Source organism: Glaciimonas sp. PCH181, from assembly GCF_003056055.1.
Classification (GTDB): Bacteria; Pseudomonadota; Gammaproteobacteria; order Burkholderiales; family Burkholderiaceae_D; genus Glaciimonas.
Genome location: NZ_PYFP01000001.1, coordinates 2,821,330 through 2,835,395, shown reverse-complemented (window position 1 = coordinate 2,835,395; position 14,066 = coordinate 2,821,330). Strand labels below are relative to the sequence as shown.

Below are 14,066 nucleotides of genomic sequence, written 5' to 3'. Positions count from 1 at the left end.
ACAACCACGCAAAGGAGCCATAATGAACGCTAATCCAAAATTTTTATCCGCTACCGCCACGGTGGACGAAGCGGCCATTCAGCCACTACCAAATTCCCGCAAAGTTTATGTTACCGGATCACGTCCGGATATTCGTGTACCGATGCGGCAAATCACGCAATCCGATACTGCTGCGTCGTTCGGTGCTGAAAAAAATCCCCCTATTTACGTATATGACACGTCAGGACCATATTCTGATCCGGACGTTAAAATCGATATCCGGTCTGGTCTATCGACTCCGCGTACGCCGTGGATCATTGAGCGTGATGATACTGATGAACTGGAAGGACCGACTTCCGACTACGGCGTAGAACGGCTGAATGATCCAAAACTGGCCGAGTTGCGCTTCAACCTGCATCGCAAACCACGCCGCGCCAAAGCCGGTAAAAACGTTTCGCAAATGCACTACGCGCGTCAGGGCATCATCACGCCGGAAATGGAATATGTCGCGATTCGCGAAAACATGCGCCGTCAGGAATATCTGGAAGAGTTAAAAGCATCCGGTCCGATGGGCAATCGACTCGCCGATTTGATGGGCCGTCAGCATCCAGGACAATCGTTCGGCGCAAGTATCCCTGCCGCCATTACGCCAGAATTCGTACGCTCGGAAATCGCCCGTGGTCGTGCGATTATTCCTGCCAATATCAATCATCCTGAAATCGAACCGATGATTATCGGCCGCAATTTTCTGGTCAAGATTAACGCCAATATCGGCAATTCCGCGGTCACGTCATCCATCGGCGAAGAAGTCGAAAAAATGACTTGGGCGATTCGCTGGGGCGGCGATAACGTCATGGATTTATCGACCGGAAAACATATCCACGAAACCCGTGAATGGATCATCCGCAATTCTCCTGTACCGATCGGCACCGTACCTATTTATCAAGCGCTGGAAAAGGTCAACGGTAAGGCAGAAGATCTGACGTGGGAGATTTTCCGCGACACGTTGATCGAACAAGCCGAGCAGGGCGTCGATTATTTCACCATCCATGCCGGTGTCCGTTTGCAATACGTCCCGATGACTGCCAAACGCTTGACTGGCATCGTTTCTCGCGGCGGTTCGATCATGGCGAAATGGTGTTTGGCGCATCATAAAGAATCGTTCTTGTACGATCATTTCGAAGATATCTGCGAGATTATGAAAGCCTATGATGTTTCGTTCAGTTTGGGCGATGGCTTGCGTCCAGGTTCGATCTATGACGCCAATGATGAAGCGCAATTGGCTGAGCTGAAAACACTCGGCGAATTGACGCAAATCGCCTGGAAACACGACGTGCAAGTCATGATCGAAGGCCCCGGCCATGTGCCGCTGCATCTGATCAAAGAAAACATGGATCTGCAATTAGAGCAGTGCGACGAAGCGCCGTTTTACACCCTCGGACCGCTGACGACCGATATCGCACCGGGTTACGATCACATCACTTCCGGCATCGGCGCGGCAACTATCGGTTGGTACGGCACGGCGATGTTGTGCTACGTCACGCCGAAAGAGCATCTTGGTTTGCCGAACAAAGTTGACGTCAAAGACGGCATCATCACGTACAAAATCGCAGCCCACGTTGCGGATTTGGCGAAGGGCCATCCCGGTGCGCAGATTCGTGATAATGCCTTGTCCAAAGCGCGCTTTGAATTCCGTTGGGATGATCAATTCAATATCGGACTCGATCCTGATAAAGCACGTGAATTCCACGATGAAACATTGCCTAAAGATTCGGCCAAAGTAGCGCATTTCTGCTCGATGTGCGGCCCGCATTTCTGTTCCATGAAAATCACCCAAGAAGTCCGTGAATACGCCGCAGCTCAAGGCATTACGGAGATCGCCGCGCTGAAGAAAGGGATGGAAGTGAAGTCCATCGAATTCATCAAAAGCGGTGCGGAAATTTACAGAAAACAGTGAGCGCGATGATGGAAATCGAACTTAACGGTGCGCCCCATCAACTTGACGAACCGCAGACACTGCAAGCATTGGTAGCCGCGCTGGCGCTGTCCGGCAAGGCGATTGCGGTGGCGGTTAATCGTCAGGTGGTGCCATCACATTTGTGGGCGCAGCATGTGCTGCAGCCGCAGGATAAAGTCGATATGGTGCGTGCCATTGGTGGCGGATAACCAGGCTAAATCTTGTGCAGCATTGTTGGTAACGACTGGTTGGGCGGTGCAGTGCGCCGCCCGACACACAAAGAAACAGGAAAGGAATAATCATGAATGATGTCCTCCAAGAAATATCTCAGGATAGCGGCTTGACCATTGCAGGAAAAACTTACCGCTCGCGCTTGTTAGTCGGTAGTGGAAAATACCGCGATCTTGATCAGACACGTGACGCGACAGAAGCCAGCGGCGCGGAAATTATTACGGTGGCGATTCGCCGTGTGAATATCGGGCAAGACCCCAATGCGCCTAGTTTGCTGGATGTTGTGCCGCAGTCGCGCTACACAATATTGCCTAATACCGCCGGTTGTTATAACGCTAAAGATGCGGTTTACACCTTGCAGTTAGGGCGCGAATTATTGGGCGGTCACAAGCTGGCAAAATTGGAAGTGCTAGGCGACGAAAAGACATTATTTCCGAATATGCCAGAGACCTTAAAGGCCGCAGAAATACTGGTCAAAGATGGTTTCGATGTCATGGTGTATTGCAGTGACGATCCGATTCAAGCCCGTATTCTGGAAGAAATCGGCTGCGTCGCCGTGATGCCGCTGGCGTCGTTAATCGGCTCTGGCATGGGTATTTTGAATCCGTGGAATTTATCGTTGATCATCGAGCAGGCAAAAGTACCGGTGCTGGTGGATGCTGGTGTTGGCACGGCTTCCGATGCGGCGATTGCAATGGAGTTGGGTTGCGACGGCGTGCTGATGAATACGGCGATTGCCGGTGCGCGTGATCCGATTCGTATGGCGCGAGCGATGCGGCTGGCAGTTGAAGCCGGGCGCGAGGCGTTTCTGGCCGGGCGGATTCCCAAGCGTTTTGCCGCTTCGCCGTCATCGCCGATGGCGGATCGCATCAAGTGAGCCGACTATCGTCGTCAGCATCCGCGCCGCCCTGCGTTTTAGTATTTTCAGGTTCAGATCCTAGCGGTGGCGCGGGCCTGCAAGCGGATATCACTGCGATAGCCTCGCTGGACGCGCATCCGATGTCCGTCGTGACCGTGCTGACAGTGCAGGACAATCAGCACGTCTTTGGCGTGCATCCGGTAGCAGCCGATCTGGTGCGCCATCAAGCCCAAGTATTGGTTGATCGGATCGAGATTGCGGCGGTCAAGCTCGGCATCGTTGGCAATCGTGCCAATGCCGACGTGATCGCCGCTATTATTCGCGATTTGCGTGTGCGTCAGCCGGACTTGCCGGTGGTGTTTGATCCTGTATTGGCAAATGGTGCGGGCGATGCGCTGGCGTCGGAAGATCCGATTGCGGCTTTAGCACCCTTATTTGCCTTGGCGACGGTCATCACACCGAATCGGATTGAAGCGAATCGTTTATGTGGCGACAAGATTAATTCTGATCAACATCCCGACATTCAGGCGCAGCAACTAATGGCACGCGGTTGTCAGCATGTTTTGTTAAAAGGCGGGCATGGGCCAGAGTTGAATCATGTGTTAAATCGTTGGTACACCGCGGGTCAGCAGCGTAGCTGGGAATGGCCGCGCTTGCCGGGTGAGTTTCATGGCAGTGGGTGTACTCTGGCTGCAGCGTTGGCGGCATTATTGGCGCGGGGATGGTCAATGGAGCAGGCTATCGATGCCGCGCAGACGTATTGCCAGCAAACGTTAGCGTCGTCCTACGCGATTGCCGATGGGCAGCGTATTCCTAACCGGACGCTGCCGTTTTTACAGCAAACGAAGGAATCATCATGAAAATTTTTAGTCTGAAAGGCCTGTATATCGTCACGCCCGATTGGGATGATACGGCCAAGTTGGTAGCGGTCAGCGAACAGGCTTTACAAGGCGGTGCCGCGCTGTTGCAGTATCGGCATAAGACTGCCGACACCGCGTTGCGCCAGGAACAGGCGGAGCAGTTGCTTGCGTTGTGTCGACGTTATCAGCGCCCGTTCATCATCAACGATCACGTTGCGTTGTGTCTGGCACTGGATGCGGATGGTATTCATGTCGGTGGCACGGATGCCAGCGTCGCCGATGTGCGCGCGCAAGTCGGCCCGGATAAAATTGTCGGTGCATCCTGCTATGGCAGCATGGAACTGGCGCATCTGGCAGCGCGTTCCGGTGCCAGCTATGTTGCGTTCGGTGGCTTTTATCCATCGCTGGTCAAGAAATATGCAGTGACCACGCAGCCCTCTATTGTGACGACGGCTAATACCGAGATTCCGTTGCCGAACGTCGTCATCGGTGGCATGACGCAGCAAAATGCGGTGCCGCTGGTGGCTGCTGGCGCAGATATGGTGGCCGCGATTAGCAGCGTTTATCTGGCACAAGATCCGCAGGCGGCGGCACGTGAATTTGTTGCGTTGTTCGCGCAATAGAACGATTTTTAGACACGTGAATGGCTATAAAAAAACGGCGCTCTGTGCGCCGTTTTTTTGCATTAATTTTCTAAGACCGCAAGCTTTTAGCCTTCTAGTAAGCTGCGCAACATCCATGCATTTTTTTCATGCAATTGCATACGTTGTGTCAGCAGATCGGCGGTCGGCTCATCGGATGCCGCATCAACTACTGGGAAAATCGAACGCGCTGTGCGTGTAACCGACTCTTGACCCGCGACCAATTGTTGAATCATTTCAGTCGCGTTCGGTACGCCTTCAGCTTCAGCAATACTCGATAGCTTGGCAAATGCGCTATACGATCCTGGCGCTGGATAACCCAATGCACGGATACGTTCTGCAATCAGATCGACTGCCAATGCCAGCTCAGTGTATTGCCCTTCAAACATCAGGTGCAACGTATTGAACATTGGCCCGGTGACGTTCCAATGGAAATTGTGGGTCTTCAGATACAGAGTGTAAGTATCGGCAAGCAATTTGCTGAGGCCATCGGCAATTTTCTTGCGATCTTTATCATTGATGCCGATGTTGATTGGCGCGACGCTTTTTTTTGCAACTATCTTTGCCATTGCATTACTCCTTGTGTGTGCTCTCAACTAAGAGCTGTGGGTACTTGTCTATTAGATTTTTAATAGACGTATATTTTTACCAGAGCTATTTTATGTCAATTTGTGCAATATTGAAAAATCAGATAAGTCACGCATTTCTAATTAGTCGATCGACATGTTTCCCATTGCTTGTTCCGAGCGCCGGTGCAGTACCACTGTCAATGCCACGCCAGCCAATGAAGCCATCGCGGCGAACAAGAATACTTCGGGATAGCCGAATGCGGTAGCGATTAATCCGGCCAATGGGCCAGTAATGCCTAGCGCAAGGTCCAAAAAGAGGGAATATGCGCCAAGTGCGCTGCCGCGATTGTGCTGTGGTACGGTGCGTACGGCTTCGACGCCAAGCGCGGGAAAGACGAGCGCAAAGCCAAAGCCGGTCAAAGCCGCGCCGGACAGCGCTACCCAAGACGCCGTAGAGAAGCCCAGAAGTAACAGTCCTAATGCTTCCACAGCGAAGCACGCCACCGCAACCCGAAACCCACCAAAACGCCCAATCATCGAGGCAAATAGCAGCCGGGCACCAACGAAAAATCCGCCAAACAATGTAAGTGCGAATGCGGCATTAGGCCAGTGATGACTAGCATAAAACAGGGTAATGAAAGTGGCGATCGATCCGAAGCCGACAGATCCTAGTGCAAGGCCCAAGCCGTGAGGTAATACGCGTCGCAAAACATGGCGGAACGGCAAATGCTCACCTTTGATGACTGCCGTTGCCGGTTTGCGCCGTGCCAGATAGTAGCCAATGACGCCTAGCGCCACGACTGCGACACCAACCCACGGCAAGCCCCAGGCATGGACGATCACTACGCCTAATGGTGCGCCTACCGCCAATGCGCCATAGGTAGCGATACCATTCCAGGAAATCATCCGTGCAGTATGTTCTGCGCCCACGCGACCGATACCCCAGGTAATTGCGCCTGTGCCTACCAGGCTTTCTGCATAACCAAGCACCAACCGGCTGAGCATTAATATCACCAGACTGAGCCATGGAATCGCGCTGAATAGCGCAGCGATAATCAGAATTGCACCACTGGCCGCACAGCCCATCAGCCCGTACAGTACCGACGTTTTAGGCCCGACCGAATCTGCAATACGCCCTGCACGTGGACGGCTCAGCATCGTTGCCAGATATTGCACGCTGATCGCCAATCCGGCCATCACAGAACTGTAGCCCAGATCGACGTGCACATAACCGGGCAATACGGCTAACGGCAAACCGATGCTTAAATAACAAAGAAAAGTAAAAAATGAAGTGGAGAGAATATGAAAAGTAACTTCGCTCTGCGAGAGAGGCTGAATATTCGGCTTTAACGCGGATGGCGCAACGCTTTTGGAGCGAGCTTCTTCGGACATGATAGGTAAGGTAGCAACGTGATGTATTGATGAATGAACCGATAGCGCGCAAAGCTGATCAGTATTGAATGATGCCGGGGGCCTGTTGGCCATAATGCAGTGCATTATTTTACGCTTTAGCCGGAATCATTGCTTGCCATAATCGGAACGGCGCTTCGGCGGCATATAATGGCAGGATGCAAAATCTCCTTCAGAACCTCAATCCAGAACAACTCGCCGCAGTAACTTTGCCCGCACAACCCGCCTTGATTCTCGCTGGCGCCGGATCGGGCAAGACACGCGTATTGATTACCCGCATCGCATGGCTTATTCAAACCGGGCAGGTTTCACCGTCCGGCGTGCTGGCTGTAACATTTACCAACAAGGCCGCCAAGGAACTGATGGTACGGTTGTCTGCGATGTTGCCGATTAATACACGCGGGATGTGGATCGGGACTTTTCACGGACTCTGCAATCGCCTGCTGCGCGCCCACCATAAGGATGCGGGTCTGATTTCGACATTTCAGATTCTGGATTCGCAAGATCAGCTATCGGCGATCAAGCGCCTGCTCAAGTCGTTGAATATCGATGACGAGAAATATCCACCGCGCAATTTAATGTACTTCATCAATGGCGCGAAAGATCAGGGTTTGCGCGCCAACGAGGTCGAAGCCAACGATGATTACAACCGTAAATTTGTCGAGTTGTATGCGTTGTACGATCAGCAATGTCAGCGCGAAGGCGTGGTCGATTTTGCCGAGCTGTTATTGCGCACCTATGAATTAATGGTGCGGAACCAGCCCTTGCGTGAGCATTATCAAGCCCGTTTTAAACACATTCTGGTGGATGAGTTTCAGGACACTAATGACCTGCAATACAAATGGCTGAAATTGATGGCCGGACAGGGCGGTGCTGTTTTTGCCGTGGGCGATGACGATCAAAGCATCTATGCATTTCGTGGTGCCAATGTTGGCAACATGAGCACTTTCGAGCGTGAATTCCAAGTCCAGAATTTAATCAAGCTGGAACAAAATTATCGCTCGCATGGCCATATTCTGGATTCTGCAAATACGCTGATCGCCAACAATAACAAGCGTCTGGGTAAAAATTTACGCACGGATGCAGGTCATGGTGAGCCGGTACGAATTTACGAATCGACCAGCGATTTACTTGAAGCGCAGTGGATCATCGAAGAAGCAAAAAGCCTGATTAATGAGGGCGCGACGCGTAGCGAAATCGCGATTTTGTATCGGTCGAATGCGCAATCGCGGGTGATCGAGCATGCGTTATTTTCTGCCGGAATTCCTTATCGTGTGTACGGCGGCCAACGCTATTTTGAGCGTGCCGAAGTGAAGCATGCCATCGCCTATTTGCAACTGATGGATAACCCGCATAACGACTCTGCATTCTTGCGCGTCGTGAATTTTCCGACGCGCGGGATCGGTGCGCGTTCGCTTGAACACTTGCAGGATGCCGCTAAGCAGCATGGCGTTTCGTTGTATGAGGCAGTGCGCTATGTCCCGGGAAAAGCTGGCACGTCGCTGAGCGGATTTCTTAATTTGATTGAGAGCGCACGTTTCGAGACGCAACAGTTACCGTTGCCAGAGATGGTGCAGATTATGCTCGATTTGAGCGGCTTGATTACCCATTATCGTAGTGAACGAGAAGGTGCGGATCGCATCGAAAATCTGGAGCAATTGGTGAATGCCGCGACGCTGTTCGTGGGCGAAGAAGGCTTCGGGCTAGACGCGCCTGCACTGCTCGGTCCTAAGGCGGATGTGCTTGCGGCGGCGTCAATCACGACGGCGGATGGCGTCGAAATTATTGATGCGGATGCGCAGTTGGCGCTCATCATGTCACCGTTATCGGCATTCTTGTCGCACGCCTCGCTTGAGGCCGGGGACAATCAAGCTAAAACCGGACAGGACGCTTTGCAATTGATGACGGTCCATTCATCGAAAGGTTTGGAGTTCGATGCGGTATTTATTACCGGTCTGGAAGAAGGTCTGTTTCCACATGAAAATTCGCAAAAAGAAGACGCTGGTGTTGAGGAAGAACGGCGTTTGATGTACGTCGCCATTACACGTGCCAAGCGGCGCTTGTACATGAGCTTTTCGCAAACACGGATGTTGCACGGGCAAACCCGTTACAACATGCGTTCGCGGTTTTTTGATGAGTTGCCGGAAGAATCACTGAAATGGCTTTCGCCAAAAATCGTGCCGCCGCAGCAACATAGCTGGTTCGCGCATCCGAAAGCGGCATGGGTCGATACCCCGCAAAGTGGTGCCAATAACATCGCCAACAAATTTGCTAAAAAGGATATCGGTTGGCGTATCGGCGAAAACGTCGCCCATCAAAAATTCGGTGAAGGCGTGATCGTGAATATCGAGGGTGGTGGCGACAATGCCCGAGCGCAGATCAATTTTGGTAAGCATGGAATGAAACTGCTGGATTTGACGATCGCTAAATTGGATAAGGTTTAACGCGGTTTGTTTTCGTAAAAATGTAGCACACGGCGCTGTGGATTCTTCTGCAATACAGCGCCGTTCTCCGATGATGGGCTAGACGCCTATCCATCTCTTCATGCCGTTAGCACACGAACCTAGGGAAATTCCTTAACTGTTGGCCGCATTGCGTGTTTCCTCTGAGGCACATGCTAGCATCGCCGCTTTTAATGCATTGCCACCAGGAAATAATGTGATAAATGTGAAAAAAATAGTGCCAACCACGTTGGTACTTGTCGTCGCTGGCTGCGCGGTCATTAGCACGCCACCACAAACTGTTGAAGCGCAGAATTCTCGTGCGCAGCAAATAAAAGCACAACAACAGATTGTTGTAGAAACCGCTGCAAAAACATTAAAACGCAAAATCGCCATCGGTCGTTTCTCTAACGAAACGCGGTACGGACGCACTTTTCAGACGGATGCAAATCTTGATCCCCTCGGCAAACAAGTCTCAGACATGCTGGCAAACCGGCTAGGCGCATCGCATAAATTTCTCCTTTTAGAACGCCCGGATCTCGTCAAAATTCAAAGTGAACAAAAGCTGCTTGGACAATCTGGTTCTTCCGCCGATCTGGTAGGCGTCGATGCCCTGATTTTAGGTTCGGTCACTGAATTTGGTCGCAGCACTACTGGGAAATCCGGTTTTCTCAGTTCCACAAAAATCCAGACCGCAAGGGCAAAAGTTGAAATTCGTTTAGTCGATGCGCGTACTGGCTTAGTGTTCTTTAGCACGTCTGGCGTTGGTGAAGCTAGCACTGAAGCGGGCGAGGTTGCGGGCTTTGGGAGCCATGCCGACTATGACAGCACGCTGAATGATCGCGCCATCTCTGCGGCTATTTCCGACGTGCAGAATGCGTTGATTGCCAAACTGGAAGAACGGCCATGGCGTACCGACATACTTAAAACGGAAGGTAATCTAGTGTTTATCGCTGGTGGTGCGCGGCAAGGACTCAAGGTCGGCGATGTGCTGGCGGTGTTACGTGAGGGGCAAAAAATAAAGAGTGCACAAAGTGGGTTTGACATTACCTTGCCGGGCAGCGCGGTCGGAAAACTCCGCGTGAAATCGCTGTTTGGTGATTCCGAAAGTAATGAAGGCGCTGTCGCAGAATTGATTTCAGGTTCTGCTGCAAGTGTTAAAGGCACGCAATTATTTGTTGCAGAAAGTGCAGGCCAATGATGATGAAACGACTAGCTCCAAGAATCGCCGCTGTCCTCATGCTGCTGATGTTAAGCGCCTGTGCACTGCCAGATACGCAAGTTAAAACAGGCTCGGTAAGCCCGTCGCTATCAATCCATGGCGCACCGCCGAATGCTGTGCTGTATGTCGATGGTCTGGCTGTTGGAAATGCCGATCAATATAACGGTACAAAAATTTTAGCGATTGAAGAAGGGATGCACCAAATCCAGATCAAGCAGGGTGAACGAGTTTTGCATGCAGAAAAAATAGTTGTCAGTAGCGGAGAAACGCGCACGGTCACTATGAATCGAGGGGACCAATGATGCATTGCAAAATAGTCCTACCTTTTCTGACTGCGCTTTTGATGTTGTCCGGGTGCGCCACCAATCACAATAAATACGAATGGGGCAGCTATGAAAACGGTATGTACAGTTATTACAAAGATCCTGCAGCCGCTGCAGCTTGGGCGACGCAGCTAGAACAAACGATTCAAATTGCCGAGTCGGGCCAGAAAATCTTAGCGCCCGGCGTGTATGCGGAATATGGCTACTTATTGATGCAACAGGGCAAAAATCAGGAGGCCATTATCTACTTTCAGAAAGAGAAAAAGCAGTGGCCGGAAGCAGCATATTTTATGGGTGTGATGATTAAAACCGCCTCCGATACGCCGGGCAAGGCCGCTGTCAAAGGGAGTAAAGAATCATGATTTACAGAGTAAAGTTTCTCTCTTTGATAGCGGTGTTAGTGGTGTTGAGCGGGTGTGTCACTGCACCGAAGGATCAAGCAACCAACTACGAAAAATTCCGTGCCACCAATCCACGTTCGATGTTGATCGTGCCTGTTGTTAATCGCAGTGTTGACGTAGATGCTCCCGATTATTTTCTATCCACTATTTCACGTCCTATTGCTGAACGCGGATATTACGTGTTCCCGGTTAATCTGGTGAAGCGTGTGATGGAGGATGATGGTTTGGGCGATGCGGATATGGTGCATGCAAACTCACCCCAGCGAATGGCGCAGATATTTGGCGCAGAGCCGGTCATGTACATCGCGATTAATCGTTGGGATGCGAAGTATATGGTGCTGTCTACACAAACAACGGTGGAGTTAGTCTATTCACTAAAAAGCGGTATTACGGGAGAGGAGTTATGGCACAAGAAAGAGACGCTAGTCTATAGCCCGCAAGGAAACTCTGGCTTTATTGCCTTAGCCATTGCCGCCGCGATTGAAAAGGCTAAACCGAACTACATGCCGCTGGCGCAGCAGGCTAACGCGCAAGCCATTTATCAAATCGGACATGGCTTACCTGCAGGTCCTTATCATTCGCAATACTTGAAGGATCAAAGCCTGTTTTAATAGGCTGCCTGACAGTGACAGTGACAGCGTTGCGTATTTGCCCATGACCAGTGCATGCGCAGCGCGCATTAAACAAGGAGGGAGGTCAATGTGGATTTTTGTTGATCTCACCCGATTGATGGATGTGCATCAGATTTATGACGTTGATAGATGCTCTGTAGCCGTCGAAAAAATTTCGCGTTACTTCCCGGATTGAGGGGAAGTAACGCATTTTAGAAAGTCTAAAATCTATTTTTCGGCCACGTCTGGCTTGCCGAATACATGGGTATAGGTAGAGTAAAACGAGCAATACATCACGACCGTTAATACGATGGACAGCGGCAACAGCACCATGATGGTAATCGATGCGCTTCCGACTACCAGGGCGACGATAACGCTGATGATTGCCGGTAGCAGAACACCGAAAAGCATCCAGGCAAGTCCGTACACCAGAAAAGCTTTGGTTTCGCGCTGAACGGCGAAGAAGCTGTAAAAAACCGCTTTTGCTACGCCCATTTTCTGCCACATAATAAGCGGCGCTGCGTACCAGAATGCCATGCCAAATGGCACATAGACCGCCGCAGAAAACATCATCGCCAGCGACATATTTGAGTCTTGCGCGGTTTTGGCATCGAGTGGGGCTTGCCCTGTCATCGCTTGCCAGAAAACGCCGCCATCAATCAGGGCTGAGGCGGCGACGGCGATAACCGCTGCAAGCAAATACAGGCAACCGAGTAGCAATAAATTCTTCAGTGCCGGTGAGCGAAACCCGGTCAGCAGGACGTTCGGAAAGACCCGTTTGCCATCTTCGATCTGAACACAGGCTTGCATGAACGCCATCGAAAATACCGGAACTAAAATCAGCGGTAATAACTGACCGACGACTGGCACTATGCCAACAGCCAGCATAAGAAACATATAGGCGAGGAAAAGAGTCGAGATTTCAGCGGGTTGTTTGCGGAATAACGCAAAGCCACTTTTTACCCAAATCCAGCCAGTTTTTGCAGGTAATTTTTCCATTTATATTCAGAACAGGGCCGGAGCCGGGTGAGCGATGCGTTGGCGCAAAATCCGTTCAAAGTGCGTCGGATCATGCGGCGTCAGCATTTCTGCTGCGCGCGGTAGGTAAAAGTCATACAGCCGTGAGAGCCAAAAACGCAACGCAGCTGCGCGCAACATTGGCTGCCAGGCGATTTGCTCGTCGGCGCTGAATGGTTGAATTGCGCGATAGCCATCCAGCATTGCCAGCACGCGGGCCTCGTCGAGTGCACCGGTATCTACCTCGATGCACCAATCATTGACGGTGACGGCGAGGTCAAACAACCAGGTATCGCATCCAGCAAAATAGAAATCGAAAAATCCCGAGAGCTGGTCGCCATCAAACATCACATTATTACGAAACAGATCGGCATGCACCGGACCATTTGGCAGCTTTTGATAAGCCTGAGAAGCCGCAAATTCTTCCTGAAATTGCATTTCAGCGCGTAGTAATTGCTGGATATCTTCCGATAGAAACGGCAATACGACGGGGGCAGTCTCGCGCCACCATGATAGGCCACGCAAATTCGGCTGGTAGATGGGGAAATCCTGCGCCGCCAAATGCATTTTTGCCAGCATCGCACCAACTTCACGACAATGATGCGGACCGGGCGACATTTCGGACTCTCCCTCCAGCTTACTCACAATTGCCGCGGGTTTGTCGTGTAGGGCGTTAATAATCGCCCCCTCCTTGTTGGGAATCGGAGCCGGTACGGCGACACCGCGCTGGGCCAGATGGCGCATCAGTTCCAGGTAAAACGGTAATTGTTCGAATGTCAGTTTTTCAAAGACCGTCAGCACATATTCGCCAGCCTCGGTATTGATGAAAAAATTGGTGTTTTCGATACCGGATGAAATGCCTTTGATCCCGGATGCTTTGCCTAAGGGGAATTGCACAAGCCAGCTGTTGAGGTCATCCAGGCTGACCGGAGTAAATACTGCCATGAGAAAAATTTAAAAAATGAGAATGTGGAATAAAGTCGAAATGACGTGCTATTTGTGAGGATGCGGAGCAAAAACCGTGGTTGTCTTTGCTCCGCATCTTGACTGTCTGCTATTAAATTGTTTAGTTGGCTGGCGTTCCCGGCGGCGCTGGTGCTGTTTTGTTATCAACAGTTTGCTCGGTGCCCGGATTTGCTGGCTTTTCTTTCTTTTGGCCCCAATCGAATTCCTTGATTACCCATTGCGCACCGTTGGCTGGCGCACTTGGCGTGTCGCCGGGCATGGAAGTGCCCACTTGCTTCGGTCGAATATGATACGTGCTGCCACCGCTGTGCACCTTGACATCCGTGACGACGCCTTGCTGACGCTGTTGCGTAATGGCTTCTTCGTTAGGAGTATTGTTGTTTTTTTGGATGGTAATGGCGGGTTTTTCGCCTTCTTCCAGATTTTGCAGTTCAGGTGGCGGTGGTGCCAAATTGGCAGGGCTGCCAGTATTTGGGGCAGTGCCTGACTGTTGCGCAAGGGCAAGCGGCGCTGCAATCGTGCTAATCACTGCGATACAGAGCGTTGCAACTGGCCAGAATTTAAAGTTGTTCATGGTTT

General features: G+C 51.3%; 15 protein-coding genes. 10 read left to right on the top strand and 5 right to left on the bottom strand.

Annotated elements, in window-relative coordinates; all coding sequences use genetic code 11:
* The first annotated feature begins 22 nt into the window (after positions 1-22).
* The 5 genes from thiC (at position 23) to thiE (ending at position 4,509) form a co-directional block, all read left to right on the top strand.
* Entirely contained in the window at positions 23-1,936 is a 1,914-nt protein-coding gene (gene thiC, locus C7W93_RS12930) for a phosphomethylpyrimidine synthase ThiC (protein ID WP_108440375.1), read from the top strand.
* Between the two features lie 8 nt (positions 1,937-1,944).
* Complete coding sequence (gene thiS / locus C7W93_RS12925) at positions 1,945-2,145, top strand: sulfur carrier protein ThiS (protein WP_201747256.1); 201 nt, start codon at positions 1,945-1,947, stop codon at positions 2,143-2,145.
* 92 nt (positions 2,146-2,237) lie between these two features.
* Positions 2,238-3,044, top strand: coding sequence for a thiazole synthase (locus C7W93_RS12920; protein ID WP_108440373.1), 807 nt, complete (start codon positions 2,238-2,240; stop codon positions 3,042-3,044).
* On the top strand, positions 3,041-3,886 hold the full coding sequence (locus C7W93_RS12915) for a hydroxymethylpyrimidine/phosphomethylpyrimidine kinase (protein WP_225869827.1): 846 nt from the start codon (positions 3,041-3,043) through the stop codon (positions 3,884-3,886). The genes C7W93_RS12920 and C7W93_RS12915 overlap by 4 nt, the downstream gene beginning before the upstream one ends.
* On the top strand, positions 3,883-4,509 hold the full coding sequence (gene thiE, locus C7W93_RS12910) for a thiamine phosphate synthase (RefSeq protein ID WP_108440371.1): 627 nt from the start codon (positions 3,883-3,885) through the stop codon (positions 4,507-4,509). The genes C7W93_RS12915 and thiE overlap by 4 nt, the downstream gene beginning before the upstream one ends.
* An 86-nt stretch (positions 4,510-4,595) precedes the next feature.
* Here thiE and C7W93_RS12905 read toward each other — a convergent pair whose 3' ends face one another.
* Together C7W93_RS12905 and C7W93_RS12900 are read right to left on the bottom strand one after the other, a co-directional pair.
* Positions 4,596-5,096: a Dps family protein gene (locus C7W93_RS12905; RefSeq protein ID WP_108440370.1), complete on the bottom strand. Its 501-nt coding sequence runs from the start codon at positions 5,094-5,096 to the stop codon at positions 4,596-4,598.
* A gap of 141 nt (positions 5,097-5,237) precedes the next feature.
* The gene (locus C7W93_RS12900) at positions 5,238-6,488 is read right to left on the bottom strand and encodes an MFS transporter (RefSeq protein WP_108440369.1); all 1,251 of its coding nucleotides are present in this window, start codon (positions 6,486-6,488) and stop codon (positions 5,238-5,240) included.
* Between the two features lie 176 nt (positions 6,489-6,664).
* Here C7W93_RS12900 and C7W93_RS12895 point away from each other — a divergent pair, with 176 nt between their 5' ends.
* The 5 genes from C7W93_RS12895 (at position 6,665) to C7W93_RS12875 (ending at position 11,504) form a co-directional block, all read left to right on the top strand.
* The gene (locus C7W93_RS12895; protein ID WP_108440368.1) at positions 6,665-8,950 is read left to right on the top strand and encodes a UvrD-helicase domain-containing protein; all 2,286 of its coding nucleotides are present in this window, start codon (positions 6,665-6,667) and stop codon (positions 8,948-8,950) included.
* A 223-nt stretch (positions 8,951-9,173) separates the two neighbouring features.
* Positions 9,174-10,148: a CsgG/HfaB family protein gene (locus C7W93_RS12890; RefSeq protein WP_225869826.1), complete on the top strand. Its 975-nt coding sequence runs from the start codon at positions 9,174-9,176 to the stop codon at positions 10,146-10,148.
* A gap of 2 nt (positions 10,149-10,150) precedes the next feature.
* Complete coding sequence (locus C7W93_RS12885; RefSeq protein WP_146177553.1) at positions 10,151-10,471, top strand: hypothetical protein; 321 nt, start codon at positions 10,151-10,153, stop codon at positions 10,469-10,471.
* Positions 10,468-10,854 carry a DUF4810 domain-containing protein gene (locus C7W93_RS12880; RefSeq protein ID WP_108440366.1) on the top strand — a complete coding sequence of 129 codons (387 nt, stop codon included), beginning with the start codon at positions 10,468-10,470 and terminating at the stop codon, positions 10,852-10,854. Before C7W93_RS12885 ends, C7W93_RS12880 begins: the two co-directional genes overlap by 4 nt.
* Positions 10,851-11,504 carry a GNA1162 family protein gene (locus C7W93_RS12875; RefSeq protein ID WP_108440365.1) on the top strand — a complete coding sequence of 218 codons (654 nt, stop codon included), beginning with the start codon at positions 10,851-10,853 and terminating at the stop codon, positions 11,502-11,504. Before C7W93_RS12880 ends, C7W93_RS12875 begins: the two co-directional genes overlap by 4 nt.
* Positions 11,505-11,732: 228 nt before the next feature.
* On the opposite strand, the gene C7W93_RS12870 is transcribed toward C7W93_RS12875, so the two are convergent.
* The 3 genes from C7W93_RS12870 to C7W93_RS12860 all read right to left on the bottom strand — a co-directional run bounded on the left by C7W93_RS12870 (position 11,733) and on the right by C7W93_RS12860 (position 14,061).
* Positions 11,733-12,503 carry a BPSS1780 family membrane protein gene (locus tag C7W93_RS12870; protein WP_108440364.1) on the bottom strand — a complete coding sequence of 257 codons (771 nt, stop codon included), beginning with the start codon at positions 12,501-12,503 and terminating at the stop codon, positions 11,733-11,735.
* 6 nt (positions 12,504-12,509) lie between these two features.
* Positions 12,510-13,466: a homoserine kinase gene (locus tag C7W93_RS12865; protein ID WP_108440363.1), complete on the bottom strand. Its 957-nt coding sequence runs from the start codon at positions 13,464-13,466 to the stop codon at positions 12,510-12,512.
* Between the two features lie 121 nt (positions 13,467-13,587).
* Positions 13,588-14,061, bottom strand: coding sequence for a hypothetical protein (locus C7W93_RS12860; protein ID WP_225869825.1), 474 nt, complete (start codon positions 14,059-14,061; stop codon positions 13,588-13,590).
* Positions 14,062-14,066 lie beyond the last annotated feature (5 nt).

Excerpts from the sequence above, each read along its gene's own strand:
- C7W93_RS12865 (WP_108440363.1), bottom strand. The coding sequence starts at position 13,466 with ATGGCAGTATTTACTCCGGTCAGCCTGGATGACCTCAACAGCTGGCTT.
- C7W93_RS12905 (WP_108440370.1), bottom strand. The coding sequence starts at position 5,096 with ATGGCAAAGATAGTTGCAAAAAAAAGCGTCGCGCCAATCAACATCGGC.
- C7W93_RS12880 (WP_108440366.1), top strand. The coding sequence starts at position 10,468 with ATGATGCATTGCAAAATAGTCCTACCTTTTCTGACTGCGCTTTTGATG.
- C7W93_RS12875 (WP_108440365.1), top strand. The coding sequence starts at position 10,851 with ATGATTTACAGAGTAAAGTTTCTCTCTTTGATAGCGGTGTTAGTGGTG.
- thiE (WP_108440371.1), top strand. The coding sequence starts at position 3,883 with ATGAAAATTTTTAGTCTGAAAGGCCTGTATATCGTCACGCCCGATTGG.
- C7W93_RS12895 (WP_108440368.1), top strand. The coding sequence starts at position 6,665 with ATGCAAAATCTCCTTCAGAACCTCAATCCAGAACAACTCGCCGCAGTA.
- C7W93_RS12870 (WP_108440364.1), bottom strand. The coding sequence starts at position 12,503 with ATGGAAAAATTACCTGCAAAAACTGGCTGGATTTGGGTAAAAAGTGGC.
- thiC (WP_108440375.1), top strand. The coding sequence starts at position 23 with ATGAACGCTAATCCAAAATTTTTATCCGCTACCGCCACGGTGGACGAA.
- C7W93_RS12900 (WP_108440369.1), bottom strand. The coding sequence starts at position 6,488 with ATGTCCGAAGAAGCTCGCTCCAAAAGCGTTGCGCCATCCGCGTTAAAG.
- C7W93_RS12860 (WP_225869825.1), bottom strand. The coding sequence starts at position 14,061 with ATGAACAACTTTAAATTCTGGCCAGTTGCAACGCTCTGTATCGCAGTG.
- C7W93_RS12885 (WP_146177553.1), top strand. The coding sequence starts at position 10,151 with ATGAAACGACTAGCTCCAAGAATCGCCGCTGTCCTCATGCTGCTGATG.
- C7W93_RS12920 (WP_108440373.1), top strand. The coding sequence starts at position 2,238 with ATGAATGATGTCCTCCAAGAAATATCTCAGGATAGCGGCTTGACCATT.
- thiS (WP_201747256.1), top strand. The coding sequence starts at position 1,945 with ATGGAAATCGAACTTAACGGTGCGCCCCATCAACTTGACGAACCGCAG.